This is a genomic window from Desulfolutivibrio sulfodismutans DSM 3696, from assembly GCF_013376455.1.
GTDB lineage: Bacteria > Desulfobacterota > Desulfovibrionia > Desulfovibrionales > Desulfovibrionaceae > Desulfolutivibrio > Desulfolutivibrio sulfodismutans.
Genome location: NZ_CP045504.1, coordinates 166,573 through 191,460, shown reverse-complemented (window position 1 = coordinate 191,460; position 24,888 = coordinate 166,573). Strand labels below are relative to the sequence as shown.

Here is a 24,888-nt window from a genome sequence, read left to right as displayed (position 1 = left end):
CATGGACACCCCGCTCATCCGCATCCGCGACCTCTACAAGTCCTACACCCGGGGCGATCAGTCCATCCCCGTGCTTTCGGGCATCACCTTCGACATCGCCGCCGGGGAATTTCTGGCCCTGATCGGCCCTTCCGGCTCGGGCAAGTCCACGCTTTTAAACCTCATCGCAGGCATCGACACCGCCGATTCAGGCCAAATCCTGATGGGCGACACGGACATCGTCACCCTGTCCGAGGGAGAACTGGCCGACTGGCGAAGCGGCCATGTGGGATTTATCTTCCAGTTCTACAACCTCATCCCCGTGCTTACGGCCCTGGAAAACGTGGAGCTGCCCCTGCTTTTGACCGATCTCTCCCGGCATGAACGCCGGGAACACGCCGCCCATGCCCTGGAGGCCGTCAACCTGGCCGACCGCATGGACCACCGCCCCAACCAACTCTCGGGCGGCCAGCAGCAACGCGTGGCCATCGCCCGGGCTATCGTGGCCGACCCGGACATCATCGTGGCCGACGAACCCACCGGCGACCTGGACCGGGTCTCCGCCCAGGATATCCTGCACCTCATGAACCGCCTGAACACCGAACTGGGCAAGACCATCATCATGGTCACCCACGACCAGCGGGCCGCTGACGCCGCCCACCTCGTGCGCAGCCTGGACAAGGGCGTGCTCCATGTTTCTGATTAGGCTGGTCGTTAAAAACGCCTTCCGCCACACCCTGCGCTCCTTTCTGACCATTCTCGGCATCACCGTGGCCCTTTTGGCCTTCGGGCTTCTGCGCACGGTCATGGACGCCTGGCACATCGGGGTCGAGGCCTCGTCGGCCACCCGTCTCGTGACCCGCAACGCCGTGTCGCTCATCGTCCCCCTGCCCCTGTCCTACCGGGAACGCATCCGGGGCGTGCCCGGCATCACCTACGTCTCCTACGGCAACTGGTTCGGCGGCATCTACATCGACGAAAAAAACTTCTTCGCCAACTTCGTGGTGGAACCCGAATCCTATCTGGCCCTGTACCCGGAAATCCTCATCGACCCGGGCCAGAAAAACGACTTCCTGCGCGACCGCAAGGGGGCCATCGTCGGCCGCAAGCTGGCCGAACGCTTCAATTGGAAGCTCGGCGACACCGTCACCCTCAAGGGCACCATCTATCCCGGGGAGTGGGAAATGGTCATCCGGGGCATCTACGACGGCGCCCGGCCCGACACAGACCTGACCACCCTGCTCTTCCATTTCAGCTACGTGGACGAGACCATGAAAAAAACCACCCCCTCCCGGGCTGGTCAGGTCGGGTTTTTCATGCTCGGCATCAGCGACCCTGACCTGGCCGGAGAAATCTCCCGGGCCGTGGACGCCACCTTCAAAAACTCCCAGGCCGAGACCCTCACCGAAACCGAAAAGGCCTTCCAACTCGGGTTCGTGTCCATGAGCGAGGCAATTCTCATGGCCATCAACCTCGTGTCCTACGTGGTCATCCTGATCATCCTGGCCGTGGCCGCCAACACCATGGCCATGTCCGTACGCGAACGTAGCGCCGAATTCGCCGTCATGAAAACCCTGGGCTTCAAAGGCCCGGCCATCGCCGCTCTCGTCCTTGGCGAGTCCATGATCCTGAGCCTTGCCGGAACATCCCTCGGGCTAGCGCTGACCGCCCCCCTGGCCCAGGCCTTCGGCAGCACCCTGTCGCAATACTTCCCGGTTTTCGCCGTCTCGCGGCAGACCATCCTGCTGGGCCTTTTCTCCGGCCTCTTCGTCGGCGTCGCCGCCGCCGCCGTCCCGGCCTGGCGGGTGTGGAAAACCCCTATCGCCGAAAGTTTTCGGCGCATCGGCTAACCTTTCGATCCCGAAAACACGAATGTGTTTTCGGGATCGAAAAAAACAAATACAGCAACGCCGTATTCCATGTCTCAGAGAAAAAATCGATCCTGAATCGAAGGTTAAGACGCAATGCCGGTTCCCTTGTCGTACAGTTACCGCAACCTGTTGACGCGGCGCATGACCACGGCCCTCACGGCCGGCGGCATGTCGCTGGTGGTCTTTGTTTTTGCGGCCACATTGATGCTGGCCGAGGGCCTGCGCCAGACGTTGGTGTCCACGGGCTCGCCGACCAACGCGGTGGTCTTGCGCAAGGGTTCGGAGACCGAGGTGCAAAGCGGCATCGAGCGGTCCCAGGCCTCGGTGGTGACCACCCGGCCGGAGATCGCCGTGGCCCCGGACGGCACGGCCATGGCGGCGCGGGAGGTGGTGGTTTTGATCGGCTTGCCGCGCGCGTCCACGGGCAAGATCTCCAACGCCGTGATCCGGGGCACGGACGTGAAGTCGTTGGCGCTACGGCCGCAGGTACGATTGGCTAGGGGCCGCGAGCCCCGGCGGGGCAGCACCGAGGTCATGGTGGGAAAAAACGTGGCCAAGGGCTTCACGGGAACGCAGATCGGCGACCGGCTGCGCTTCGGGAAGCGGGAGTGGGAGGTGGTGGGCGTCTTCGATGCCGGGAACACGGGATTTTCGTCCGAGATCTGGGCCGACGGGGATCAGGTGATGCGTTCGTTCGGCCGCGACGCCTATTCCATCGTGGTGGCGGGGCTGCGGGATGCTGGGGCGTATGAGGCGTTTCAGATCGGGGTCGAGGGCGACCCGAGGCTGACGGCGGAAACGTTTCGGGAGACGCGGTATTATGAAAAGCAGTCGGAGATGATGGCCAAGTTTTTGCGCATCCTGGGGGTGTCTTTGACCATCATTTTTTCGCTTGGGGCCATGATCGGGGCCATGATCACCATGTATTCGGCCGTGGCCAACCGGGTGCCGGAGATCGGGACGCTGCGGGCGCTGGGGTTCGGGCGGGGGAGCATCCTTGCGGCGTTTCTGGCCGAATCGGTGTTCCTGTCGCTTCTTGGCGGGGCCATGGGGCTTGGCGCGGCGGCGGTCCTCAACTTCTTCACCTTCTCCACCACCAATTTCCAGACCTTTTCAGAACTGGCCTTCAAATTCGCCCTGACCGGGGACATCATCATGCTGTCCCTGGGGTTTTCGGTCTTCATGGGGATTTTGGGCGGCCTGCCCCCGGCGCTTCGGGCCTCGCGCTTACAAATCGTGGAGGCCCTGCGGGAGGCGTAGCCCTACTCCACCTTAAGCGTCCCCCGAAATTCCTCCCACGACGACACCCTAAGCCGCTCCAGAAGCGGCGGCAGCTCCTCCACAAGCCGGAAGGCGAAATCCGGACGCAGGAAGTTGGCCGTGCCCACCTGCACTGCGTGCGCCCCGACCAGAATGAACTCCAACGCATCCTCGGCGGACGAAATCCCCCCCATGCCGATGACGGGAATGCCCACCGCCCGGCACACCTGCCATACGCAGCGAAGCGCCACGGGCTTGATCGCCGGTCCCGACAGCCCGCCGATGACGTTGGCCAGCCGGGGACGGCGGGAGAACACGTCCACACTCATGCCCGAAAGCGTGTTGACCAGGGACAGGATGTCCGCCCCGGCCGCCTCCACGGCCCGGGCCACGGCCGCGATGTCCGTGACGTTGGGCGAGAGCTTGACCATGACCGGCTTTACTCCGGCCCGCTTTTTCACGGCCTCGGTGACCCGAGCGGCCATGGCCGGATCCTGGCCGAAGAGGATGCCCCCGGCCTTGACGTTGGGGCAGGAGATGTTGACCTCAAGGGCCGCGACGCCCTCCTCGGCGGCCAGCACCCCGGCCAACTCGGCGAACTCCTCGGCTTCGCAGGCGTAAAGGTTGGCGATGACGGCCGTGTCGCGCCAGGGCAGAAACGGCAGCTTGTCGCGCACAAAGGTCTCGACGCCGCAGTTTTGCAGGCCGATGGCGTTGAGCATGCCGCAGGGCGTCTCGGCCACCCGGGGCATGGGGTTGCCCTGGCGCGGCGCAAGGGAAAGCCCCTTGACGCAGATGCCGCCCAGGGTTTTGAGGTCGCCGTAGCGGGAAAATTCCAGGCCGTAGCCGAAGGTTCCCGAGGCCGTGATCACGGGATTTTTCAGGGCCAGCCCGGCCAGATCGACGCCTAGTTCCCGCATGCGCACCCCCCGTTTTTCCCGGGCGTCCCGTGATGTCCGGAAAACGCCTCCAGATCCTTGGCCCAAAAGACCGGCCCGCGCACGCAGGTCTGCACCAGCTCCCCCGAGGCGTCCTTCTCCACGCAGCCCAGGCACGCCCCCACCCCGCAGGCCATGCGGTTCTCCAGCGACACCTGGACCCGGGCCCCGGCCGCACGCCCCATGTCGGCCACGGCGGAAAGGAAGGGCCGGGGGCCGCAGGCCAGGACCAGCCCGTCGCGGTAACCCGCGATGCGCTCCCGCAAAAGGGCCGTGAACCGGTCCAGGTCGCCGGGCTTTTCTTCGTGGAAGGATTCGGCCTGGATAGTGGCGGCCATCTCCGCAAAGGGATAGGCGGCAAGCGGCGGCCGGTGCCCGAAGACCAGCCGCAGGTTGTCCGGCCGGGGATGGGCCGCGATATACGGGGCGAAGGGGGCAAGGCCCACGCCCCCGGCCAGAAGAAGCGTGGGCGTGTCCGGCTCCACGGCGAACCCCCGGCCCAGCGGCCCCCACAGGACCAGCCGGTCCCCGGGGTTCATGGCCGCCAGACGGCGCGTGCCCCGCCCGGCGACCTGGATGAAAAACTCCAGGCGCTCCGGCGTCACCCCGAAAAGCGACAGGGGCCGGGCCCAGGTCAATTCCTGGCCGAAACATACGGGGCGCAGCATGGCGAACTGTCCGGCCACGGCCGTGTCCCAGCCGGGGTTTTCCACCGCAAGGCGCACCAGCCCGTGCCGCTCCCCCTCGGGGCCCATGCCCCCCCGGGCCAGGACCGCCACCTCGCGGCATCCGCCTGCGTCCGCCATACGACCTCCCTGTGCTGTGCATGGTGTGGAGCGCGACTTCTACCCCGGCCCGGGGCGCTTGTAAAACCCGGCAACGCCGCATTCCCGCAAGCCGCAGTCGGCTGCCCGGCCACGCGTGGCCTGCGCGGCGGACAGCCATGGACGAAGCGGCGGAATCGGCGCATGAAAAACGAATCAAATCCCCGGGAAATACGCCCAACACGGCGGCATGTCTTGTATTCGCCACGGATTGCCGCTACATCTTTTGATCAAGTCCGGCGGCGCGCGACGTGGGCCGGACACGATTCGAAATCCGCCCCCGCGAAACGACTTGAAAGGGGAGACGCATGCGGCACGATTCGGACCTTTTCGCCGAAGAAAACGGCGTCAAGACCAAGACTTTCCATAAAGGCGCCCTGATCTACAAGGAAGGCCAGGACAGCAAGGTGGCCTATCTCATCAAGCAGGGTCGCGTGGCCGTACATCGCATCATCGGCAACAAGCGCGTGAACCTCGGGGAACGCGGCCCCGGCCAGATATTCGGGGAAATGGGCATCATCAGCGGCGAAAAACGCACGGCCAACGCCGAGGCCCTGGATTTCACCGAGGTGATCATTCTGGACCGGCCGCTTTTGCGCACCATGCTGGTCAAAAGCCCCCGTCCGGTGCAGATCATCACCGGCTTTCTGGTGGACCGGGTGAAGACCCTAAGCGCCCGGATCACCGACCGCCCCTCGGGCAACATGTTTTATTCCGTGTGCCGCGTCCTGGCCCTGCACTACAAGGCGGCCGCCGCGTCCGCTCCCAGACCCGGGCAGTTTGAAATAAGCTATGCCGAGGTCTGTCGGGCCATCAAGGACATCCTCCTGATCTCCCAGATCGAGATCGACGAGATCGTGGAAAAGCTGGCCAAGATGGCGGTCATCGAGCTGACCGAGATCAAATCGGCCTTCTACCGCGCCGACCCCCTGCTGGACACGAAGAAAAAGGGCCCTGAATTCGTCATGGACCGCAGCCTGCGCATCCCCGACCAGGAAAAATTCCTCCAGGTGGCCAAAAACCTGGCCAAGGAACTGCGCCCCCTGTCTGATTTCTCCTGCGACCTGGAATTCATGGACCTTTCCGACTTCGCCCAGGAAGCCGAGGCCAGCCCGGAGATGATCTACCGCAAGATCGGTTTCCGGGAGATTCCGGCCAATCTCTTTTTCTTCCACAAACCCTCGGCCCTGGCCTACATTGAGCGGATGGGGAAGGCATTTTTCCAACGCGCCAGGCGTCCGCGCCTCAAAATCGAGGATCTGGAGACCGTGGACGACATCACGGCCGTGGACAACGCCACCCTGCAGGAGGTCTTCTCAAGCCTGGGCTTTCACAAGCTGGCGGTGCTGGCGGCCCTGGCGGGCGAAGAGGCCCAGGAAAAAATCTATAAAAACCTCTCCAAAAAAATCGCCAAGGTGGTCCAGGACGAATCCCGAAATCTGGGCGATGTGGACGAGGACGAGGCCGCAGGCGTGGAGCAGGAGCTCATGGACAGGATCAAATCCCTTAAAGGACTCGCCTCGTGAACATCGCCACGGTCATCGGCATCATCTTCGGCATCGGCATCCTTTTCTACGCCACGGTCCTGTCCACGGACAACATCGGCGTCTTCATCAATTTTCCCGGGCTGGCCATCGTCATCGGCGGCACCCTGGCCTCGACCTTCATCTGCTTCCCCATGAAGGAGGTCATGCGCGTCTTCAACACCTTCCTCATGGCCTTGAAGCGCGAGGAACTGCCGATTGGCAACTACATCGAGGAGATCGTGCGCATCGCCCGGGAGGCCTCGGCCCGGGGCAAGATCCACCTGGAAAAAACCCTGCCGGGCATCGAAAACGAATTTTTGAAAAGCGCCATCCAGATGCTCGTGGACGGCTACAGCCGCGAGGAGATCAAGGAGATCCTGGACACCCGCATCGAGCAGACCTACCAGCAGGAGATCTCCTCGGCGGGCATCTACCGGACCATGGCCAAGCTGTCCCCGGCCTACGGCATCATCGGCACCCTGATCGGGCTCATCGGCATGATGCAGTCCATGGCCGGGGGGCTGTCCATGATCGGCTTTCAGATGGCAGTGGCCCTGACCACCACCCTTTACGGCATCCTTTTGGCCAACGTGCTGTTTTTGCCCATAGCCATCAAGGTGGAAAAGCGCATTGAGGAGCGGGTGATCCTCATGTGCGTCATCCGCGACGGCACGCTCTTCATCAAGGACAAGACCCCGGCGGCCATCGTCCTGGACAAGCTGCGGGCCTATCTGCCGCCCCGGCGCTGGGCCTCCATAGGCAGACGCGAGGCCCAGGCCAAAGCCGGGGCGTAAGCGGCGGACCCGCCGCCCGGGCCGAAAAACACGCCCTTTCCCTGGCGGCGAAAACCGCTGTACGTTTTCTCCCGCGCGGTTCACACCGCTGAATCGTGAGGATGCAACCCGCGGCCCCGGGCGGACAGGAACCGGAACGGACATGCGATGCTGAAACTCTCCGACCTGCGCAAGCGGCGCGACGACGAAGAAGAGCACTGGCAGTTGTCGCTTGCGGACATGATGACGCTGATTCTGTGCTTTTTCGTGCTCATCGTGTCCGTGTCGCACCTGGACATGACCCGCTATGAAACCGTGGCCGGGTCCATGGAGAAGGCCATGACCAGGGAGCGGGGCAAACCCGGGACCAAGACGCCCGGGCCGACGCCCAAGCCCCAGGAGCAACCGGCCCAGGAGCCGCCGCCTGCCCCCGTCACCCCCGAGGTGCGGGCCAAGGCCGCCCCGTCCCCGACCCAGCGGGACATCGACCTGTTGCGCCGGGAGATCGAGTCCAAACTGGCCGGGAAGACCGGGCAGGCCGAGATCATCCAGCGCGGCGAGTCCCTGGCCGTGAGCCTGGACGGGGCGGCGTTTTTCGATCTGGCCAGCGCCGAGATACGGCCCGGCTCCCTACCCCTGCTCACGGACATCGCCGCCTCCCTCAAGTCGCTTCCGGTCAGGATCACCGTGGAAGGCCATACGGACAACAAGCCCATGGAGTCCTGGCTGTATCCTTCCAACTGGGAGCTGTCCTCGGCCCGGGCCAGCCGGGTGGCCCGGTTCCTCACGGACCATGGCGTACGCAAGGAGGGCCTGGCGGTGATGGGTCTGGCCGACACCCGGCCCCTGGCCCCCAACGAGGGCCCGGACGGAAAATCCATCCCTGAAAATCAGGCCAAAAACCGACGTGTGGTCATTTTGGTAAGCCCGTAGTCCCGGCCGCGACAAGGCGCGGCGCACCATGCCAAAAGACATGGGCACCAGTTCTCCGGTCATCGACGACGGCGACGAACCCCACAAGATCAAGGGCATCTTCTCGTCCCCGGCCCCGGTGGACCCGACCGCCGGGCCGCCGGGCCAACGCGTCCCGGAAGCCCCAGGTCCGGCCGGAGACGCGGACGGCTTCGATCCGGGAAAAATCTACTGGTTCGCCTCGGAATGCGGGCCGGACATGGTTTCCCTCAAACGCCTGGACACCCATTTTTTTCCCGTCGGCCAGCAGGCGCTGGTCAACCGGGAGACCTTTTTTGCGGACTATTTCCTGGAGCCGGACCTGGGCTACCGCTACGTCACCCAGCGCATCGTGCGCGGCGACTGGTACCGCAAGCAGGATTTGAATGTGGAGGCCAAGATCGAATACCAGATGGTGCTGCGCATCGACGAGGAGAACATCCGGGCCAATTTCGGGCTGGGGTTGGCCTATCTGGCGCTCAACCAACTGGACAAGGGCCGCTACGTCTTTTCCCGGCTGGTGGACATGGACGAGAGTTTCGAGGAGGCCCACAAACACCTGTTCAACGAATTCGGCATCGCGCTTCGCAAAAAAAACCTTTTCGACGAGGCCATGCGCTATTACGGCCGGGCTGCCGAACTCTCGCCCAAAGACGAAAACATCTATCTGAACATGGCCCGGGCCATGTTCGAAAAAGGCGACATGGAGGCGGCCTTCGCGCACCTGAAAAAGACCTTCGAGCTCAACCGCGACGTGGAGGAGGCCAAGGCCTTTCTGGCCTTTCTGCGCAAAAAAGGCTTCGAGGCCAGCGACCCGACGCTGCGCCGCTTCTTTTTCCGGCTGGGAACCGATCCGAAGTAATCCGCCGTCCGGCTCAGGAGAGGGCCATGGATCGGCTCAATCGTCGCGAATCGAAGCGTGGTAGACGCTGGCGGGACGCGCCCCGGCCGCCTCGTCGGCTTCTGTTTTGGGATAATCCTTGCCGAAAAGCTTGCGGTAGAGCTTGCGCCCCTCGGTGAAGCCGGGATTGCGCTGCATGGCGTCCTCCACGCTGACCTTGGCCTCGGCGATGTTGCCCATGAAATAATGGGCCTTGGACATGTTGAAATAGATGTTTTCATCATCGGGCGTCAGTTCGATGGCCTGCTTGTAGGCGTGCAGGGCCCCGGCCAGATCCCCGCTCTTGCGCAGACGCACCCCCAGGGTGTTGAAGGGGTTGGGGGCGGCGGCGTCGTACTTGAGCACCTCGATAAAAAGCTCCTTGGTCTCCTCCATGCGGTCGAACTGGGCATACACCTCGGCGGCCTTCTGCATAAACGTCTTGTACTGCTCCATCTCGCTTTTGCCCTTGTAGGCCTCGGCCAATCCCTTGTAGGCCTCGGCGAACAGGTCGTTGATCTTGACCGCCTTCTTGAAGGCGATGATGGCCTGCCCGTATTTCTGCTTGACCAGATACTTGCAGCCCATGTCGTAATATTTCCGGGCCAGGTTCTGCTCGGAAACGATCTCCTCGAAGGCCTCGATGGCGTCGTCGAAATTGCCCATGTCCACCATCTCGCGGGCGTCTTTGACCTGCTGCTGCTCGATTTCGGTCATACGCTCCACCTGGGAGGCGCGCAGCACGTGTTGCTTGAAGGTCTCGGAGGAATAGGGGCGGATGATGTATCCGGCGCAGCCTGCGGCGATGGCGTCGAGCACATGGTTGCGGGTGCTGTCGGCCGTGACCATGACCACCGGGGTGTCTTTGAGCTGCATGTTGTGGCGGATGAGCTTTAAAAACCGCACCCCGTCCATGTCGTCCAGGCTGGAATCCAGGAGCACCATGTCCGCCCGGTTGACGCTCAGATAATCGATGGCCTCGGAGCCGCTGGAGAAATGCACCACGCTTCGAGGGCGAAAGGCCTGCATGGTGTAGCGATCCCGCTTGGCGTGTTCCTCGCTGTTGGTCAGGATGACCACGGTGTCGAAAACGGTGGAGGTGCGTTCCATGAAAGGTATCGTCCGCGCCCTCAGGCGCCGTGTTTGCCGCCGGGAGCCAACTGAATCACATAATCCCTGGCGGTTTCAATCTCACTCGTCCGGGGAAGTCCCGCAAACAGCCGACCGATCAGGCCGCGCGAAAACGCCTCCTGCCTCGCAGCCGGAAAGCTGAAACCGTACACCCAGGAAATCAGAAGCAGCCGCATGTCGTTTTGGCAGGCCATGTCCGTATAGCGGGCCACCTGGCCGCCGAAAAGGGGGGCGACGAGGGCCGGGGAATAGTCGTTTGGCCTGTCGGGCAAGGCCATGGTCACCACCTCGTCCCCCCCGCCGTCGGCCTCGAAATGTTCGACCATGACCCGCAGGATGTCCAGCTTGTCCGCATCGCGCACCACCTGGGCGGCCAGCGCCAGGGGACTCGTGGGCGCGGCGGCCACGGCGGCGGGCAAGGCAAATCGGTTATGCATGACAATGGCCCCGTAAATCAAGGCGCGCGACGCGTGCGGCAGGTCCGCCAGAAGGCCCTCCCGGCGCAGGGTGGCCACCCCGAGGCGGCCATGGTTGACGCTTATCGCGTCGCGAAAGGTCTTGTAGGCCGCATACTGGGGGAATCGCCCGGTGTCGTGGAAAAGCGCCGCCAGGTGGATGAGGTCCGCCGTTTCCGGGGCGACGCCGAGGCTTCGCGTCAACATCCTGGCCTCGGCCAGCACCATGAGGCTGTGTTCGCGTTTGAGATTCACGCGCCCGTCGTCCGTGGCGTCGCCCGTGAGGAAGCGATCCACATAGGCCTGGAAACAGCGGATAAAGCGGTCAAGCATGGGGGTCGTCCGGGGTGCGGCGAGATGGCCCGGGGGCGGGACCGGGGGCGGAACCGGGGGCGGAACCGGGGGCGGCGGGCGGCGTCTGGCCGCCTTCCCGGGGGGTCGGGTCGCCCGGCGGGGGCAGATCGAATTCCTTGTCGCGCATCCATCCGCCAGGTCCGAACAGAAAACGCAAAAAAAGGCCGATGGCCAGAAAAAACACGGCGATCAGGCCGAATTTCAGGATGGTGGAGAGAAATCCCTCGGAATAGCCGGGGCCGAAGGGCCAGGTCTCCCTCCAGTTCGGGCCGTTGCCCGCGGCGGCTGCAAATGCGTCCAACACTCCGAAAATGTCCAAAGAAGAACCTCCGTGCCAACTCCCCGGCCGCAACACGGCCGACAGGTATCGCATAACCGCCCCGGGGCGCTCCTGGCAAGCCGCAGAACCCGTGTTTTCCCGACAGGCAACGTCCCTGTCGCCCTTCCCGTCCATCTCGCCCCTCCCCGGGGACATCCCCCCTGGAGCACTCGCCGCAGACGTCCAGGCCGGGAGAATTCCTTCCCGGCGGTTCCCTTTCCCTCCCGGGTGGGCTATGCCTGCCGGAAAAGGGGAACGCCCATGAAGACCACGGCTGCCGCCGTCGCCAGGACGCTTCGGGATAAAAGCGATCAGGCCAGGGAACTGGCCCTGCGTGAATTAAAAATGGTGCAAAAAGACCTGGCGACCCTGGAGAAGATTCTCACGGGGAGCCGCAAGGCCGGGGATTTCGCCCTGTTCGACGTGGTCCACGGGGCCTTTGAAATCTTCCGCAACGCCTCGGTGGCCCTGGAGCACGAGACGCTTTTGGCCGACATCGAGAAGGAAACGGCCGTCTCCCAGGCCCGGGAATTTTTGGAGAAACACGGGGCCACGCTTTTGACCAAGCCCGCCGGATGGCACTGGATATCACCCAAGGGCGAAATGTGTCTTCTGGCCAAGGCCACGGAGACCGAGAAGGCCGCCGACGCCCTGCGGGCGTTTCTTCCCGGCGGCAGGCGCGGCAAGGCCAAGCCAGCCCGGGCCGACGCGACTCTTCCGGAAACGGCCGAGGCTTCGGGCAACGATTGATCCCTTGGCCGCCCCGACAGCGCCGCCTTTCCTGACCACCCCCCAGTTGTCCCCGCCATCCCGGTCGTTTTCTGCGCCCGGCGGGCGAAAAATCGTTATCCGTCCCGGAAAAACGATCAACCGCCCCTTGGTCAGCACGATTGCACTTCCCCCTCCAATCTGCACATATGAGTGCAAAGGCATGCACACATACGTGCAAAGAAACCCGCATCATTCCTTCATCATGCTGATATAACATATCTTTTCAGAACAGGAACAGTTCTTGCCAACGCAAGGGCATGTTGCCTTCGCATGTTCCGCCTGTGGCGTCCGTCCCGTCGCCCGGCGAACCGCTTGGTTTCCCCCGACGCCACCCCGGGCCATCCCCTTCCCCCCGTTAACCAGGATGCGGCACCTTCATGTATCGAATCGCTTTGCAGATGCTTTTCGGCGACCGGGGCAAATACCTGGGCATCATCGTCGGCATCGCCATGGCCTCCATCATCATCATCCAGCAGCCCAGCATCCTTTTGACCATGCTGTCGCATACCTACAGCCTGATCACGGACATAAGCCTGCCCGACATCTGGGTCATGGACCCCAAAGTGCGCACCAGCGAGGATTCCAGAGCCCTTTTGGACACCCAGCTCTATCGGGTGCGCGGCATTGAAGGCGTGGAATGGGCCGTTCCCCTGTACAAGGGCAGCCTTACCGTACGCCTGGGCAACGGAGAATTGGAACGGGCGATCATGCTCGGGCTTGACGACGCCACCCTGATCGGCGGTCCCGGGATCATGGTGGAGGGCAATCTGGCCGATCTGCGCATGCCCGACGCGGTCATCGTGGACGAGGCCGGGGCCAGGGGCCGCCTGGCCCGGCAGACGGGACGCCCCGGAGAGCACGGCATCCCCTTGCAGGTGGGGGATACGCTGGAGATCAACGAAAAAAGGGCCACCGTGGTGGGCATCGCCAAGGCCACGCCCACCTTCCAGTCCCAGCCCATCCTGTACACCACCTACAGCAGGGCCAAAAACTACGCCGCAAGCGAACGCAAGCTCCTGTCCTTCATCCTGGCCAAGGCCAAGCCGGGCCTCGACTCCGAGGCCGTGGCCCGGCGCATTGCACAGGCCACGGATCTGGCGGCCTACACCGCCGGGGAATTCAAAAGCCGGTCCCTGGATTTCATGCTGCACAACTCGGCCATGCTCATGAATTTCGGCTTCGTGGTCCTGGTGGGGTTCGTGGTGGGTACGGCGGTCACGGGGCAGATATTTTACAACTTCACCCTGGACAACCTGCGTTATTTCGGGGTGTTCAAGGCCATGGGGGCCACGGATCGCATGCTGCTTTGCATGATTCTGCTCCAGGCCCTTCTGGCCGGGCTCATGGGCTTCGGCCTCGGCTCAGGGGTCACCGCCGCCTTTGCCGCCTCCACCTGGAAGGGCAATGAAATGAAGCTTGAGGTCGGACTGCCGCTTTTATGCGCCAGCGGCCTGGCCGTCCTTTTGATCGTTTTGGCGGCGGCCTTTTTCAGCGCCCGCAAGGTGCTCCGGCTGGAACCGGCCGAGGTGTTCAAAAGCTGATGGAAACCTCCGCCACCACTCCCGTGGTCGTCTGCCGGGGCCTGACCAAAACCTACGGCGTCGGCGACACCGCCACCAAAGCCCTGCGCGGCGTGGATCTGGACGTGCAGCCCGGGGAACTGCTCATGCTGGTCGGCCCCTCGGGGTGCGGCAAGACCACGCTCATCTCGGTCATCGCCGGAATCCTCAACCAGGATCAGGGCTCCTGCGCCCTGTTCGGACAGGATCTGGCCCTGCTTTCGCCGCGCGAACGGGTCCGTTTTCGCGGCAGACACATCGGCTTCGTGTTTCAGGCCTTCAATCTGGTGCCGTGCCTGACCACCCTGGAAAACATCGCCGTCCCCCTGCTCATCAACGGCGTGAGGCGCGACGAGGCCCTGCGCCGGGCGGCGCGCCACCTGGACCAGGTGGGACTCGGCGACCGCCTGGGCACAACCCCGGGCCAGCTCTCCGGAGGCCAGCAGCAACGCGTGGCCATCGCCCGGGCCCTGGTGCACGACCCAGGCCTTGTGGTCTGCGACGAGCCCACCAGCGCCCTGGACCACGCCACCGGCGCCCGGGTCATGGGCGCCCTCAAGTCCCTGGCCGTGAGGGACAACCGGGCCCTGGTCATCGTGACCCACGACTCCCGCATCTTTCCCTATGCCGACCGCATCGCCCACATGGACGACGGCGTCATCCAGGAAACCCGCCTCAAACCCGAAACGGACGCTCCATCATGCGCTTGACGAACAAACTGATCATGGCCGTCTCCCTGGCCGGTCTGGCCCTGGCCGTGGTCGTGGGACTCTATTCCAACCAGACCCCTCCCACGCCGGAACCCGTGGCCCTGCCCGCCAAGGCCCCCTTCGAAACCTATATCGGCGGCGGCGGCATCGTCGAGCCGCGCTCGGAAATCATCGGGATCGGGTCGTCCCTGGCCGGGGTGGTCCAGACGGTGTTCGTCACTGTCGGCGACCGGGTGCAGGCGGGCGATCCCCTTTTTCTGGTGGACGACCGCGAGGCCAGGGCCGAACTGGCCGTCAAAACCGCCGAACTGGCTGTGGCCATCGCCGCCGTGGAGGAGGCCCGGGCCTCCCTGCGCGACGCCACGGCGCAGTTCGCCCTGGTGCGCAACGTGGCCGACCACCGGGCGGTGAGCAAGGACGACGTGGAGCAACGCAAAAATGCCGAGCTGCTGGCCAAGGCCAAGCTCGAAAGCGCCCTGGTCGCCGTGGAATCGGCCAAGGCCGAACGGGACGCCGCCGCCACGGACCTGGACCGTCTGACGGCACGCGCGCCGTCAGACGGCACGGTGCTCCAGGTCAACATCCATCCCGGCGAATATGCCGTGGCCGGCGCCGTGGATACCCCGCTTCTGCGCCTGGGCGATGTGTCGCGGCTGCACGTGCGCACGGACATCGACGAAAACGACGCCTGGCGTTTCACCCCGGGAACCCGCGCCGTGGCCTACATCCGTGGCAACCGGGACATGCGCGCCGACATGCGCTTCGTGCGCGTGGAGCCCTATGTGGTGTCCAAGACCCAGTTGACCGGGACCAGCACCGAACGCGTGGACACCCGGGTGTTGCAGGTGCTTTTCGACCTGGACCCCTCCGACCTTCCGGTCTACGTGGGCCAGCAGATGGACGTGTTCATCGAGACGTCGCCCGAGACCCTCCCCGCTTCCTCCCCCGGCCCTGCCGCAGCGGCCCGGGACATCTCCGAGGCGGATGCCGATGCGCCTTCCGCCGGGCTGGGCCAGGGGCTTTTCGCCTGCGCCCGGGTCCAGGCGGCCAGCGCCCAGACAAAGGAAGCCGGGAAATGACCATGCGCCCCGTCCTCGCCTTTGTCCTGGCCCTGTGTCCGGCCGTGATCCTCGGGGGCTGCCTGGCCGTGGGCCCCGACTACCATCCGCCGTCCCTTGAGGCCCCGGATCGGTTCGCCCAGACGGCAAACCAGGGTCCGGGGCAGGGGCACGAGGCCCTGGGCCTTGCGGCAGCGGCCTGGTGGCAGTCCTTTGACGATCCCATTTTAAACGAGCTGGTCACCCGGGCCATGGCCGCAAACCTGGATCTGGCCCAGGCCAGGGCACGGGTGCGCCAGGCCCGGGCCGAGGCCGCCATCGCCAGGGCCGCCCTCTTCCCGACGGTGAACGTCACCGGCAGTTCCACCACCTCGGCCAACGGCCTGCTCGACGCCGGCACGGGAACCTCCTCCGCAGGAGGCAGTACAGGCGGCTCCGGCAGCAGCGGATCGACCGGAACCGGGTCCACGTCGGTCGGCACGGACAACGCCGGGGCCACGACGACCACCACCACCACGCTTTTTACGGCCGGATTCGACGCCACCTGGGAGATCGACATCTTCGGCGGCAAACGCCGGGAACGAGAGGCGGCCCAGGCCACGCTTGAGGCCGACATCTGGGATCTGGAGGCCACGCGGCTCACCCTTTTGGCCGAGGTGGCCGAAAATTACATGGAATTGCGCGCCGCCCAGGAGCAGTTGGACATCGCCCGGCGCAACCTGAAAAGCCAGGAAGAGACCGTGGAGGTCACCCGGGAGCGGTTCCGTCTGGGACTGACCAGCCAGCTCGACGTGGCCCAGGCCGAGGGCCAGGCCGCGTCCACGGCGGCGGACCCGCCGCGCCTCACGGCCACGGTGTCCCAATCCATCCACAGGCTCGGCGTCCTGACCGGCCAGCCCCCCGAAAGCCTCATCGCTCTCCTGGCCCCCCCGCGTCCCCAACCGTCCCTGACGGGGGTGTCGGCCTCGGGCCTGCCCGCCGAACTCCTTTCCCGCCGTCCCGACCTGCGCCGCGCGGAACGGGAACTGGCGGCGGCCTCGGCCGGGATCGGGGCGGCCGTGGCGGATCTGTATCCCAAGTTCGACCTTACGGCCGGTCTTGGCCTGCAAGGCGTCAGCCCCTCGAACATCGCCGGGTTCTCCACCTGGTACTGGTCGGTGGTCCCGGGGGTGTCCTGGCCGCTTTTCGACATGGGCAAGGCCCGGGCCGGGGTGGACAAGAAAAAAGCCCTGTTCGACGAAACCCTGGCCGCCTACCGCCAGGCTTTCCATACGGCCCTGGAGGATGTGGAGAACGCCCTGGCCTCCTATTACGCCGAATCCGAGCGACGGCAGCGGCTGGCCGCCTCCGTGGCCGCCTACGAGCAGGCCCGGCGACTGGCGGAGATCCGCTACGGCAAGGGCCTGACCACCTTTCTCGACGTCCTGGTCATCGACGCCGCGCTCTATGCGGCCCAGACGGATCTGAGTCAGTCCGAGGCGGCCCTGCGGGTCAGCCTGGTTTCCCTGTACAAAGCCCTGGGCGGCGGCTGGAAGGCGGCCTCCGGAAGCGGCTAGGCCGAAACGGCTCCAGGCGCGCCGGCGGACGGATGACCGCCCGCCCCCACGGCCATGGGCCGAAAAAGACGCCAGGAGCGCCCCCAAAAGGGCCGCCTCCTGGCGTTTGACGCACGCGGCGCAAGGCCGCCGGATGCAAAAAGGCTCAGGGATTAGATGAAGGGCACCAGCTCCACCAAGCAGGTCATGGCGTTAAACGCCATAAACGCCTCCACCACGTCGTCGCCCGCATAGCTCACGGTAAGGTCGTCCAGACGCTTCGTCCTGGGGATCATGCCCGCCCGATCCGCGCCCGAGGCCGTGGTGCAGCGCACCACCAACTCCACCTCGCCGGAAAAGGCCAGGGGCCTGACCTGGGGGGGATTAGCCGCAGCCTCCCTGGCGGCGGCATAGATGGCCGCCCGGCAGCGGGCCGGATGGGGGCCGACGGCGGCATAGGCCCCGATGCCCTCCTTCACGGCCACGGTGCGCACCCCGGGCAAAAGCGCCTGGGCCTCGCGGCAGGCCGCGCCGTCTCCGGCCAAAAACGTCAGCGGCACGCTAAACGACCCGGCCAGGGCGGCGTTTAAGCCGATCTCCCCGATTTTTAGGCCATTGAGGCTGACCGCCTGGATGCGCCCGGTGAAGGTATGCACGATGCTGGCGTCGCGGGTGGCGGCCATGGCGTGGTAGCCCACGCAGAAAAGCGCGCCATAGGTGGCGTCGATGCCGTGGACCATGGACAGGGGCCGGGGCGATCCCATGACCAGGGTGGCCCGCTCGTCGAGTTCCTCGGGGATGAGGTTTAAGCCCACGTTGTGGGCGTCGGCCACGGTCACGGCCGTGGCCCCGCCGTCGAAGGCCCCGGCGATGGCGGCGTTGACCTCGCCGGTCATACGCGACCGGGCCACGGCGTATTCCCGGCCGTCCACCCGGGAGTGTTCGTGGCGGGCCACGGCCCCCACGCCCTCAATGTCGGCGCTGATGAAGACTTTCATGGCAGTATCCTTTGATGGTGTTGCGGTATGGGATGGGGAGGCGCGTGCTGTCGGGGGGAAGCCTCCGGCGGCCCCAACGCCCAACGAGGCGCGGCCCCGTTGGAATCCCTTTCTTTTTAAGGCATTAGCCTGAACTGTGCAAATGGCAGACGACTTCATGTCCCGCCGCCACAGCCACCTTCGGAGGCGCTTCGCAGGCGCACACGGCCATGGCCTCGGGGCAGCGGGGATGGAACCGGCAGCCCGGCGGCAGGTCCACGGGGCTTGGCACGTCGCCGGTCAGCCGGGCCAGATTCTGCCGTTTCGTCGGGTCCGGCAGGGGCGCCGAGGCCAAAAGCGCCTGGGTGTAGGGATGGGCCGGATTCGTGAACAGCGCGTCCGTGGGCGCGGTCTCGACGACAGCCCCCAGATACATGACCGCAATGCGGCGGCTGACGTGGCGCACCACGGTCAGGTCGTGGGAGATGAACAGATAGGCATGGCCGCGCTTTTCCTGAAGTCCGGCCATGAGGTTCAATATCTGGGCCTGGACCGACACGTCCAGGGCGCTGGTCGGTTCGTCCATGACCACGAAGGCCGGATCGGCCACCAAGGCCCGGGCCAGGCCGATGCGTTGCCGCTGGCCGCCGGAAAACTCATGGGGATAGCGGTCCAGGCACTCCGGCCCAAGCCCCACCTCGGCCAGACTGGCCTTGGCCCGGTCGCGAAGCTCACTGCCCCTGGCCACCCCCTGAACCCGCAGCGGCAGGGAGACGATGCCCCCCACGGTCATGCGCGGGTCAAGGGAACTCTGGGGATCCTGGAAGACCACCTGCATGCGGGCCCGGGCCTTCATAAGGGCCTGGCCGGAAAGTTCCGTGAGCTCCACGCCGTCAAAGGCGATGGAGCCCGAATCAGGGTCGAGCAGGCGCAGGATGCAGTTGCCCACCGTGGACTTGCCGCTGCCCGACTCGCCCACCAGCCCCAGCGTCTCGCCGCGCGATAGCGACAGGTCCACCCCGTCCACGGCCTTGAGGAAACGCTTTCCGCCTCCGAAAAATCCCCCGCCAAGCGGAAAGGCCTTGCACAGATTCGCAACCAGAAGCAGCGGTTCGCTCATGGCCGCCCTCCTCCGGGACACTGGTGGCAGGCCACGGCATGGTCCGGGGCCACGAGCACCATCTCGGGCACGGCCCGACGGCAGTCCGGCCCGGACTGGGTGCAACGGGAATGGAAGCGGCAGCCCGGGGGCGGATCGATGGGGCTTGGGACGCTGCCCGGAATGGCGTAGAGTTCGCCGCCCCCGGCCCGGCCCGGGATGGAGGCGATCAGCCCCCGGGTATAGGGATGGGCCGGACGGGCGAACAGGCTCTCCACGTCGGCCACCTCCACCACCTGCCCGGCATACATCACCGCCACCCGGCGGCAGACTTGGGCCACCACGCCCATATCGTGGGTGACCAAGAGGATGGACAGGCCCTCGCGGGCCGACAGCTCGGCCAAAATGGCCAGAATCTGGCCCTGGACCGTGACGTCGAGCGCCGTGGTGGGCTCGTCGGCCAGAAGCAGGGCCGGGCGGCAGGACAGCTCCATGGCGATCATCACCCGCTGCCGCATGCCCCCGGACAGCTCGTGGGGATAGGCGGAAAGCACCGCCCCGGGTTCGGGCAGGCGCACGGCCTCAAGCATCTCCAGGCACACGGCGTGGGCCTCGGCCCGGCTCACCTTACGGTGGGCCCGGATGACCTCGCGCATCTGGTTGCCCACGGTATAAACCGGATTCAGGCTGCTCATGGGCTCCTGGAAAATCATGGAGATGCGGTCCCCCCGCAGGGCGCGCATGGCCTTTTTCGGCAGGGTGAGCAGATCGCGGTCGTCAAAAAGGATCTCCCCGCCGTCGATGCGCCCCGGCGGCGACGGGATGATGCGCAGCACCGCCCGGGAGAGCACGGACTTGCCGCAACCGGTCTCGCCCACAAGGCCCATGATCTCCCCCCGGTTCACGGACAGGCTGGCCCGGTCCAGCACCCGGGCCCGGCCCTGATAGGTCTTGAAGCTGACCGAGAGGTCGCGGATGTCGAGAAGCGGCGTCGGGGTGGGCATGATGACTAACGCCGGATGCGCGGATCAAGCACGTCGCGCAGCGCATCGCCGAAAATGTTGAAGCCGATGACCGTGACCAGGATGAAAAGCCCCGGAAAGGTCGCATACCACCACTGGTCCATGAGAAACTTGCGGCCCGAGGCGATCATGGCCCCCCACTCGGGCGTGGGCGGCTGGGCCCCCAGGCCAATAAACGACAGCGAGGCGGCGATGAGGATGGCGTCGCCAAGGGTCAGGGTGGCCAGGACGATGGCCGAGTTGAGGCAGTTGGGCAGGATGTGGCGGCGGATGATGAAGCCGTGTCCGGCCCCGGCCACCCGGCTGGCGGCCACGAACGGCAGCTCGCGCACGGACAGGGCCTCGCCGCGCACCATACGGGCGAACTTGGGGATCATGACGAAGGCCGTGGCGAAGATGGCGTTGATCAGGCTTGGTCCCAGGGCGGCGGCCAGGGCCAGGGCCAGGACCAGGGACGGAAAGGACAGGATCACGTCCATGGCGCGCATGACCACGCTGTCGATCTTCCCCCCGAAATAGCCCGACGTGGCCCCGATGAGCGCGCCGAGGCCCCCGGCTACGCTGATGACCAGAAGCCCGATGGAAAGCGAGATGCGGGCCCCGTAAAGCACCCGGGAAAAGATGTCCCGGCCAAGCTCGTCCGTGCCGAAAAAATGCGCCGCCCCCGGGGCCAGGAGACGCTCGGGCAGGGCCAGCTTCACGGGATCGTAGGGGGCCAGAAGGGGCGCAAAAAGCGCCAGAAAGACCATGGCCGCGATGATCGTGCCGCCCATGACGGCCGAGGGGTTGCGCGACAGGATGCCAAGCGTCAGCGTCAGTTCGCGAAAAAAAGGATGGCGGGCGCGGGGGGGCACGGGCGGCGACCTCAATACCGGATGCGGGGGTTTAAAAAGGCGTACAAGACGTCCACCCCCAGGTTGATGGCCACATAGGCCGTGCTGGCCACCAGGGTGAATCCCATGATGGCCGGAAAATCCAGGGAATTGACGGAATCCACCACGTATTTGCCCATGCCCGGCCAGGCGAAGATGGTCTCGGTGAGGATGGCCCCGCCCAGAAGCTCCCCCAGGGACAGGCCGACGATGGTCACCGTGGGGATGAGCGAATTCTTGAAGGCGTGCTTTACGACCACGCGCGCGGCGGACAGGCCGTTGGCCCGGGCCGTGGTGATGTAGTCCTGCCCCAGCACGGCGATCATGGAGGAGCGCACGATGCGGGTGATGATGGCCAGATAGACGTAGGACAGACAGAAGGCGGGCAGGATCAGGTGGCTTAAGGCCTCGCGCAAAAGCGCCCAGTCCCCGGCGAAAAGGGCGTCCACCACGTACAGGCCGGTCATCCCGGCAGGCGGCGCGCTGGTCACGTCGAGCCGCCCCGAACCCGGCAGCCAACTCAAATGGCGGTAGAAAAGGAGCAACAACATAAGCCCCAGCCAGAAAACCGGGGTGGAGACGCCGATCACCGACACCACCCGGGCGGCATGGTCCGCGAAACGGTTGCGCCGCACCGCGGCCAGGATGCCCAGGGGAATGCCCACGGTCAGGCACAGCATCAGGCTGGCCAGGGTCAGTTCCAGGGTGGCGGGAAAATAATCGGCCAGATCCTCGGTCACGGGCCGGTGGTTGCGGATGGACTGGCCCAGGTCGCCCTGGACCAATCCGCCCAGAAAATGCAGATATTGCACGGGCAGCGGCCTATCCAGGCCGTGCTCCTTGCGGATGGCCTCCACGGCCTCCCGGCTGGCCTTGGGGCCCACGATCAGGCGGGCCGGATCGCCCGGGATGGCGTGGGAAATGAGAAAGGCCAGGACGCTGACCCCGAGCAGCACGGGGATGGCGGCCAGCAGGCGGCGGAAGGTGTAGGCGAGAATGCGCATGAGGTGAAGCGGCCCCGGCCGGACGTTTTGTCGTCCGGCCGGGGCGTTGGCGTCCTTACCGTTAGTTCTTCGAGATGGCCTCGAAGTTGTACATGGATTCGAGCATGGGGTTGAAGACGTACCCCTTCACGTCCTTGCGCATGGGCACGATGGTCTGGATCTGGTACAGGAAGATGTACGGGGCATCCTTCATAATGATGTCCTGGGCCTCGCTGTACAGCTTCTTGCGCTCGGCCACATCGGAAAGACCGGCGGCCTTGCGCACCAGTTCGTCCACCTTGTCGTTTTTGTAGAAGCTGCGGTTTCCGGGCAGGCCCGCGTTTTTGGAGTCGAACCAGAAGTTCATGAACATGTAGGGATCGGCGAAATCCGGGCTCCAGGCGCCCAGGCACAGCTCGAAGTCGCCCTTGTCGATCTTGTCGCGAAGCGTCGGGTTGGACATGAGCTCAAGCTTGAGCTTCACGCCGATGTCGGCCAGATTGGCCTGCATGACCTGGGCGATCTGCTCCCAGGTGGCCCGGCGTTCGGAATAGATCAGCGTCAGTTCCAGGTTCTCGGCCCCGGCGGCCTTCAGAAGCTCCTTGGCCTTGGCCGCGTCCTGGCTGTATTGGAAGACGTCCTCGCGGTGTCCCCACATGCCCTGGGGGATGGGGCCGCGCATCTGCATGCCGTTGCCCTGGAGCACCTGGTCGATGATGCCCTTGTAATCCACGGCGTAGGACAGGGCCTGGCGCACCCGGGGATCGGCCAGCTTTTTATTCTGGCAGTTGACGTAGACGTATTCCGTCATCTGGGCCGGAAAACGGTTGACCACGATGTCGGGGTTTTTCTCCAGAGCCGGAAGCTGGTCGATGAGGATGTTTTCGGCGATGTCCACGTCGCCCTTTTCCAAGGCCATGCGGCGGTCGGCGGACTCGGGCATGAAGCGGATGATGACCTTTTTGATCTTTGGCGCGCCGCCCCAGTAGTTCGGCTTGGCCTCAAGCACGCAACTCTGGCCCCGGGTCCATTCGGTCACCTTGAAGGGGCCGCTGCCGTCCACATGCTCGGCCAGCCAGGCCTGGGCCTTGTCGTCGCCCGTAGCCTTGGCCGCCACCTTGGGATTGACGATGGAGGCCCCGTCCGTGGCCAGGGTCTGCAAAAACGGGCCATAGGGGTTTTTCAGGGTGACTTCCAGGGTCTGGGGATCGACCACCTTCATGGAGGCGATGGCCCCGATGTTGTCGGCCGGGCCCTTGCCGATGGCCAGGGTGCGGTCCAGGGAATAGCGCACGGCCTCGGCGTCCAGGGGCGTGCCGTCGTCGAAGGCGATGCCTTTTTTGATCTTGAAGGTCCACACCAGCCCGTCCGGGGAGACGGTCCAGGACTCGGCGGCCATGGGTTCGACCTCGGTTGAGCCCTTGCCGTTTTCGACCTTGTATTTCACCAGCCGGTCGTAGCAGGGATATATCTGACGCCAATCGTAGTTGTCGCTGGACACGCCCGGGTCCAGGGTGTGGATGTCCGAGGGCACGGACACCACCAGGGTGTCCTTGTCGGCGGCGTGAGCCACGGACACGGCCAAAATCATGACCAGGCAACACAGAAGTGACCAGATACGCATGCCGTAGGCCTCCATCATTGACGTTGTCGAAAAGGTCGCACCCTGCTTCGCGCGCCGGGAAAGGGAACGGCGCCTCGGGGGGTAAAAAAGTTTTCATCCCTGCCGTCGCACATCCGTCACACGCGGCGTACGGGGATCCCCCTCCCCTTGGCGCAAAAAAACGTTCCCTCCCCATCAGGCACGGGGTTTCTTGTAAAACGTCCCGGCCTGATGGACAACAAAAAACAGCCCTCTCCCCCTCAATTATTTCACAAAATCGTCAACAAGACCCGGTTGACGGCGATATTGCCGGGCACAGGCGGACACGGCGGGGATGCCGGGGCATGGCGATCATTCCCCTCGATGCGGCCCGGCCCCATCCGTCACAGCGGTCGCGGAAGGGGCGTCCGTGACGGCCGAAGAGGAGTCGAGGTAGCGCAGAAACTCGGCGGCTTCGGCGAAATCAGGCCGCAATTGCAAGGCCTGCTCCAGGTGTTCGACGCACAGGGTGAGCTCACCGGCCTCGAAGTAGGCGCGAGCTGCATTGAAATGCAGATTCTCGTCCGTGGGGTTGAACTCGATGGCCCGGCGGTAATAGCGGATCGCCTCGGCGAAATACTTCTCCTTGCGCAGGCTGATGCCGAAGCTGTTGAAGATATGGCGCTGTTCCTCTTTGAAGACCTCGTCCAGGTTCAGGATGCGCCGCAAGACGGCCTCCAGACGCTTGTGCTCCTGCCTGCGGCAGTACACCTCGCCAAGGGCCATATTGGCTGTGGGATTGTCCTCATCGAGCAGCAGGGCCTTGCAGAACAATTTCTCGGCATCATTGAGGTTGCCCGCGCAAAGCGCCTCCTCGCCCTGGGTCAGCTTCTTTTTCAGGGATTGGACAAGGGGAAGGGTCTTTTTTTCGTAATATCCAGGTTCCGGTGCGTATCCCGCCAGGAACTCCCCCTTGGAAAGGATGCGTTTTATGCCAGATGGAAGATGATTGGCATTTATCGGCTGTACCTCATAGGAATCGTCCGGCAGACGCCGCACAAACCAATAGGTCTTTTGTTCGTAACCTTTGGCTGTTCCCCCAACTCCAACCTCGGTGGACCTTGTCAGGGAATAGATTCCGAGAATCCGGAATTGATCGGACATGCCTGGTCCTTTTTTATCGAGCGGATTTCATCACGGTCTTTATCACGATTCTTTCCGTCATGAGGTCCGCTCAGAATCGAATAAACTCCGATACGCCTCCCACAACGTTTGATAAACTGCACAAAAGAGCCGTGCAGAAGCAAGACCAAAAAAAATAGCGGTACAGCAAAGTGGCACGGAAACCGCCGGACAAAGTCGTGCAATATGAAAACCGTCTATTGTGTAGTCCATCGGCCACGGCGGGTCAAGAAACAGGGCAAAGCCACCCTGACTTTTTCCCCCGGCGGGCCCGTCC

At 64.6% G+C, this 24,888-nt stretch carries 24 protein-coding genes; 12 read left to right on the top strand and 12 right to left on the bottom strand.

Annotated elements, in window-relative coordinates:
- Window position 1: 1 nt before the first annotated feature.
- The 3 genes from GD606_RS00830 (at window position 2) to GD606_RS00820 (ending at window position 3,110) form a co-directional block, all read left to right on the top strand.
- Window positions 2-685: an ABC transporter ATP-binding protein gene (locus tag GD606_RS00830; RefSeq protein ID WP_163303279.1), complete on the top strand. Its 684-nt coding sequence runs from the start codon at window positions 2-4 to the stop codon at window positions 683-685.
- A complete protein-coding gene (locus GD606_RS00825) occupies window positions 672-1,829 on the top strand; it encodes an ABC transporter permease (RefSeq protein ID WP_163303280.1) in 1,158 nt (385 codons plus the stop codon). Before GD606_RS00830 ends, GD606_RS00825 begins: the two co-directional genes overlap by 14 nt.
- Before the next feature lie 114 nt (window positions 1,830-1,943).
- Entirely contained in the window at window positions 1,944-3,110 is a 1,167-nt protein-coding gene (locus GD606_RS00820) for an ABC transporter permease (protein ID WP_163303281.1), read from the top strand.
- A 2-nt stretch (window positions 3,111-3,112) separates the two neighbouring features.
- Here GD606_RS00820 and GD606_RS00815 read toward each other — a convergent pair whose 3' ends face one another.
- Entirely contained in the window at window positions 3,113-4,030 is a 918-nt protein-coding gene (locus tag GD606_RS00815) for a dihydroorotate dehydrogenase (RefSeq protein ID WP_163303282.1), read from the bottom strand.
- The gene (locus GD606_RS00810; protein WP_163303283.1) at window positions 4,018-4,854 is read right to left on the bottom strand and encodes an iron-sulfur cluster-binding protein; all 837 of its coding nucleotides are present in this window, start codon (window positions 4,852-4,854) and stop codon (window positions 4,018-4,020) included. Before GD606_RS00810 ends, GD606_RS00815 begins: the two co-directional genes overlap by 13 nt.
- Before the next feature lie 326 nt (window positions 4,855-5,180).
- Between GD606_RS00810 and GD606_RS00805 the strand changes: the two genes are divergently transcribed.
- From GD606_RS00805 to GD606_RS00790, 4 genes are all read left to right on the top strand, one after another.
- Entirely contained in the window at window positions 5,181-6,398 is a 1,218-nt protein-coding gene (locus tag GD606_RS00805) for a cyclic nucleotide-binding domain-containing protein (protein ID WP_163303284.1), read from the top strand.
- Complete coding sequence (locus GD606_RS00800; protein ID WP_163303285.1) at window positions 6,395-7,192, top strand: motility protein A; 798 nt, start codon at window positions 6,395-6,397, stop codon at window positions 7,190-7,192. The genes GD606_RS00805 and GD606_RS00800 overlap by 4 nt, the downstream gene beginning before the upstream one ends.
- 147 nt (window positions 7,193-7,339) lie before the next feature.
- Entirely contained in the window at window positions 7,340-8,104 is a 765-nt protein-coding gene (locus GD606_RS00795; protein WP_163303286.1) for an OmpA/MotB family protein, read from the top strand.
- Between the two features lie 28 nt (window positions 8,105-8,132).
- Entirely contained in the window at window positions 8,133-8,984 is an 852-nt protein-coding gene (locus GD606_RS00790; RefSeq protein ID WP_163303287.1) for a tetratricopeptide repeat protein, read from the top strand.
- Window positions 8,985-9,020: 36 nt separating this feature from the next.
- On the opposite strand, the gene GD606_RS00785 is transcribed toward GD606_RS00790, so the two are convergent.
- From GD606_RS00785 to GD606_RS00775, 3 genes are read right to left on the bottom strand one after another with little or no spacing between them, the layout of a single operon-like run.
- Complete coding sequence (locus tag GD606_RS00785; RefSeq protein ID WP_163303288.1) at window positions 9,021-10,112, bottom strand: tetratricopeptide repeat protein; 1,092 nt, start codon at window positions 10,110-10,112, stop codon at window positions 9,021-9,023.
- 20 nt (window positions 10,113-10,132) lie between these two features.
- Window positions 10,133-10,921 (bottom strand): HD domain-containing protein, encoded by a 789-nt coding sequence (locus tag GD606_RS00780; protein ID WP_163303289.1) that lies wholly within the window; start codon window positions 10,919-10,921, stop codon window positions 10,133-10,135.
- The gene (locus GD606_RS00775; RefSeq protein ID WP_176629176.1) at window positions 10,914-11,261 is read right to left on the bottom strand and encodes a hypothetical protein; all 348 of its coding nucleotides are present in this window, start codon (window positions 11,259-11,261) and stop codon (window positions 10,914-10,916) included. The genes GD606_RS00780 and GD606_RS00775 overlap by 8 nt, the downstream gene beginning before the upstream one ends.
- A 261-nt stretch (window positions 11,262-11,522) precedes the next feature.
- Here GD606_RS00775 and GD606_RS00770 point away from each other — a divergent pair, with 261 nt between their 5' ends.
- From GD606_RS00770 to GD606_RS00750, 5 genes are all read left to right on the top strand, one after another.
- Entirely contained in the window at window positions 11,523-12,011 is a 489-nt protein-coding gene (locus GD606_RS00770; protein WP_163302798.1) for a hypothetical protein, read from the top strand.
- A 398-nt stretch (window positions 12,012-12,409) separates the two neighbouring features.
- Entirely contained in the window at window positions 12,410-13,573 is a 1,164-nt protein-coding gene (locus GD606_RS00765) for an ABC transporter permease (protein ID WP_163302797.1), read from the top strand.
- Window positions 13,573-14,301 (top strand): ABC transporter ATP-binding protein, encoded by a 729-nt coding sequence (locus GD606_RS00760; RefSeq protein ID WP_163302796.1) that lies wholly within the window; start codon window positions 13,573-13,575, stop codon window positions 14,299-14,301. Before GD606_RS00765 ends, GD606_RS00760 begins: the two co-directional genes overlap by 1 nt.
- A complete protein-coding gene (locus tag GD606_RS00755) occupies window positions 14,292-15,380 on the top strand; it encodes an efflux RND transporter periplasmic adaptor subunit (protein WP_163302795.1) in 1,089 nt (362 codons plus the stop codon). The genes GD606_RS00760 and GD606_RS00755 overlap by 10 nt, the downstream gene beginning before the upstream one ends.
- Window positions 15,377-16,915, top strand: a complete 1,539-nt coding sequence (locus GD606_RS00750) for an efflux transporter outer membrane subunit (protein WP_163302794.1) — start codon at window positions 15,377-15,379, stop codon at window positions 16,913-16,915. The genes GD606_RS00755 and GD606_RS00750 overlap by 4 nt, the downstream gene beginning before the upstream one ends.
- A gap of 152 nt (window positions 16,916-17,067) precedes the next feature.
- Here the strand turns inward: GD606_RS00750 and GD606_RS00745 are convergent, their stop codons facing one another.
- The 7 genes from GD606_RS00745 to GD606_RS00715 form a co-directional block, all read right to left on the bottom strand.
- Window positions 17,068-17,892, bottom strand: coding sequence for a M55 family metallopeptidase (locus tag GD606_RS00745; protein WP_163302793.1), 825 nt, complete (start codon window positions 17,890-17,892; stop codon window positions 17,068-17,070).
- Window positions 17,893-18,016: 124 nt separating this feature from the next.
- Window positions 18,017-18,991, bottom strand: coding sequence for an ABC transporter ATP-binding protein (locus tag GD606_RS00740; protein WP_163302792.1), 975 nt, complete (start codon window positions 18,989-18,991; stop codon window positions 18,017-18,019).
- The gene (locus GD606_RS00735; protein WP_163302791.1) at window positions 18,988-19,974 is read right to left on the bottom strand and encodes an ABC transporter ATP-binding protein; all 987 of its coding nucleotides are present in this window, start codon (window positions 19,972-19,974) and stop codon (window positions 18,988-18,990) included. The genes GD606_RS00740 and GD606_RS00735 overlap by 4 nt, the downstream gene beginning before the upstream one ends.
- Window positions 19,975-19,979: 5 nt before the next feature.
- The gene (locus tag GD606_RS00730) at window positions 19,980-20,846 is read right to left on the bottom strand and encodes an ABC transporter permease (RefSeq protein WP_163302790.1); all 867 of its coding nucleotides are present in this window, start codon (window positions 20,844-20,846) and stop codon (window positions 19,980-19,982) included.
- An 11-nt stretch (window positions 20,847-20,857) separates the two neighbouring features.
- Window positions 20,858-21,868: an ABC transporter permease gene (locus tag GD606_RS00725; RefSeq protein ID WP_163302789.1), complete on the bottom strand. Its 1,011-nt coding sequence runs from the start codon at window positions 21,866-21,868 to the stop codon at window positions 20,858-20,860.
- Window positions 21,869-21,929: 61 nt separating this feature from the next.
- Entirely contained in the window at window positions 21,930-23,471 is a 1,542-nt protein-coding gene (locus GD606_RS00720; RefSeq protein ID WP_163302788.1) for an ABC transporter substrate-binding protein, read from the bottom strand.
- 330 nt (window positions 23,472-23,801) lie between these two features.
- On the bottom strand, window positions 23,802-24,593 hold the full coding sequence (locus GD606_RS00715) for a tetratricopeptide repeat protein (protein ID WP_163302787.1): 792 nt from the start codon (window positions 24,591-24,593) through the stop codon (window positions 23,802-23,804).
- Between the last annotated feature and the right edge of the window lie 295 nt (window positions 24,594-24,888).

Bases quoted from the DNA above. Each gene is read 5' to 3' on its own strand.
- GD606_RS00750 (WP_163302794.1), top strand. From the start codon at position 15,377: ATGACCATGCGCCCCGTCCTCGCCTTTGTCCTGGCCCTGTGTCCGGCC.
- GD606_RS00790 (WP_163303287.1), top strand. From the start codon at position 8,133: ATGCCAAAAGACATGGGCACCAGTTCTCCGGTCATCGACGACGGCGAC.
- GD606_RS00755 (WP_163302795.1), top strand. From the start codon at position 14,292: ATGCGCTTGACGAACAAACTGATCATGGCCGTCTCCCTGGCCGGTCTG.
- GD606_RS00780 (WP_163303289.1), bottom strand. From the start codon at position 10,921: ATGCTTGACCGCTTTATCCGCTGTTTCCAGGCCTATGTGGATCGCTTC.
- GD606_RS00820 (WP_163303281.1), top strand. From the start codon at position 1,944: ATGCCGGTTCCCTTGTCGTACAGTTACCGCAACCTGTTGACGCGGCGC.
- GD606_RS00715 (WP_163302787.1), bottom strand. From the start codon at position 24,593: ATGTCCGATCAATTCCGGATTCTCGGAATCTATTCCCTGACAAGGTCC.
- GD606_RS00785 (WP_163303288.1), bottom strand. From the start codon at position 10,112: ATGGAACGCACCTCCACCGTTTTCGACACCGTGGTCATCCTGACCAAC.
- GD606_RS00740 (WP_163302792.1), bottom strand. From the start codon at position 18,991: ATGAGCGAACCGCTGCTTCTGGTTGCGAATCTGTGCAAGGCCTTTCCG.
- GD606_RS00770 (WP_163302798.1), top strand. From the start codon at position 11,523: ATGAAGACCACGGCTGCCGCCGTCGCCAGGACGCTTCGGGATAAAAGC.
- GD606_RS00760 (WP_163302796.1), top strand. From the start codon at position 13,573: ATGGAAACCTCCGCCACCACTCCCGTGGTCGTCTGCCGGGGCCTGACC.
- GD606_RS00815 (WP_163303282.1), bottom strand. From the start codon at position 4,030: ATGCGGGAACTAGGCGTCGATCTGGCCGGGCTGGCCCTGAAAAATCCC.
- GD606_RS00735 (WP_163302791.1), bottom strand. From the start codon at position 19,974: ATGCCCACCCCGACGCCGCTTCTCGACATCCGCGACCTCTCGGTCAGC.
- GD606_RS00765 (WP_163302797.1), top strand. From the start codon at position 12,410: ATGTATCGAATCGCTTTGCAGATGCTTTTCGGCGACCGGGGCAAATAC.
- GD606_RS00825 (WP_163303280.1), top strand. From the start codon at position 672: ATGTTTCTGATTAGGCTGGTCGTTAAAAACGCCTTCCGCCACACCCTG.
- GD606_RS00810 (WP_163303283.1), bottom strand. From the start codon at position 4,854: ATGGCGGACGCAGGCGGATGCCGCGAGGTGGCGGTCCTGGCCCGGGGG.
- GD606_RS00805 (WP_163303284.1), top strand. From the start codon at position 5,181: ATGCGGCACGATTCGGACCTTTTCGCCGAAGAAAACGGCGTCAAGACC.
- GD606_RS00795 (WP_163303286.1), top strand. From the start codon at position 7,340: ATGCTGAAACTCTCCGACCTGCGCAAGCGGCGCGACGACGAAGAAGAG.
- GD606_RS00830 (WP_163303279.1), top strand. From the start codon at position 2: ATGGACACCCCGCTCATCCGCATCCGCGACCTCTACAAGTCCTACACC.
- GD606_RS00720 (WP_163302788.1), bottom strand. From the start codon at position 23,471: ATGCGTATCTGGTCACTTCTGTGTTGCCTGGTCATGATTTTGGCCGTG.
- GD606_RS00725 (WP_163302789.1), bottom strand. From the start codon at position 21,868: ATGCGCATTCTCGCCTACACCTTCCGCCGCCTGCTGGCCGCCATCCCC.
- GD606_RS00745 (WP_163302793.1), bottom strand. From the start codon at position 17,892: ATGAAAGTCTTCATCAGCGCCGACATTGAGGGCGTGGGGGCCGTGGCC.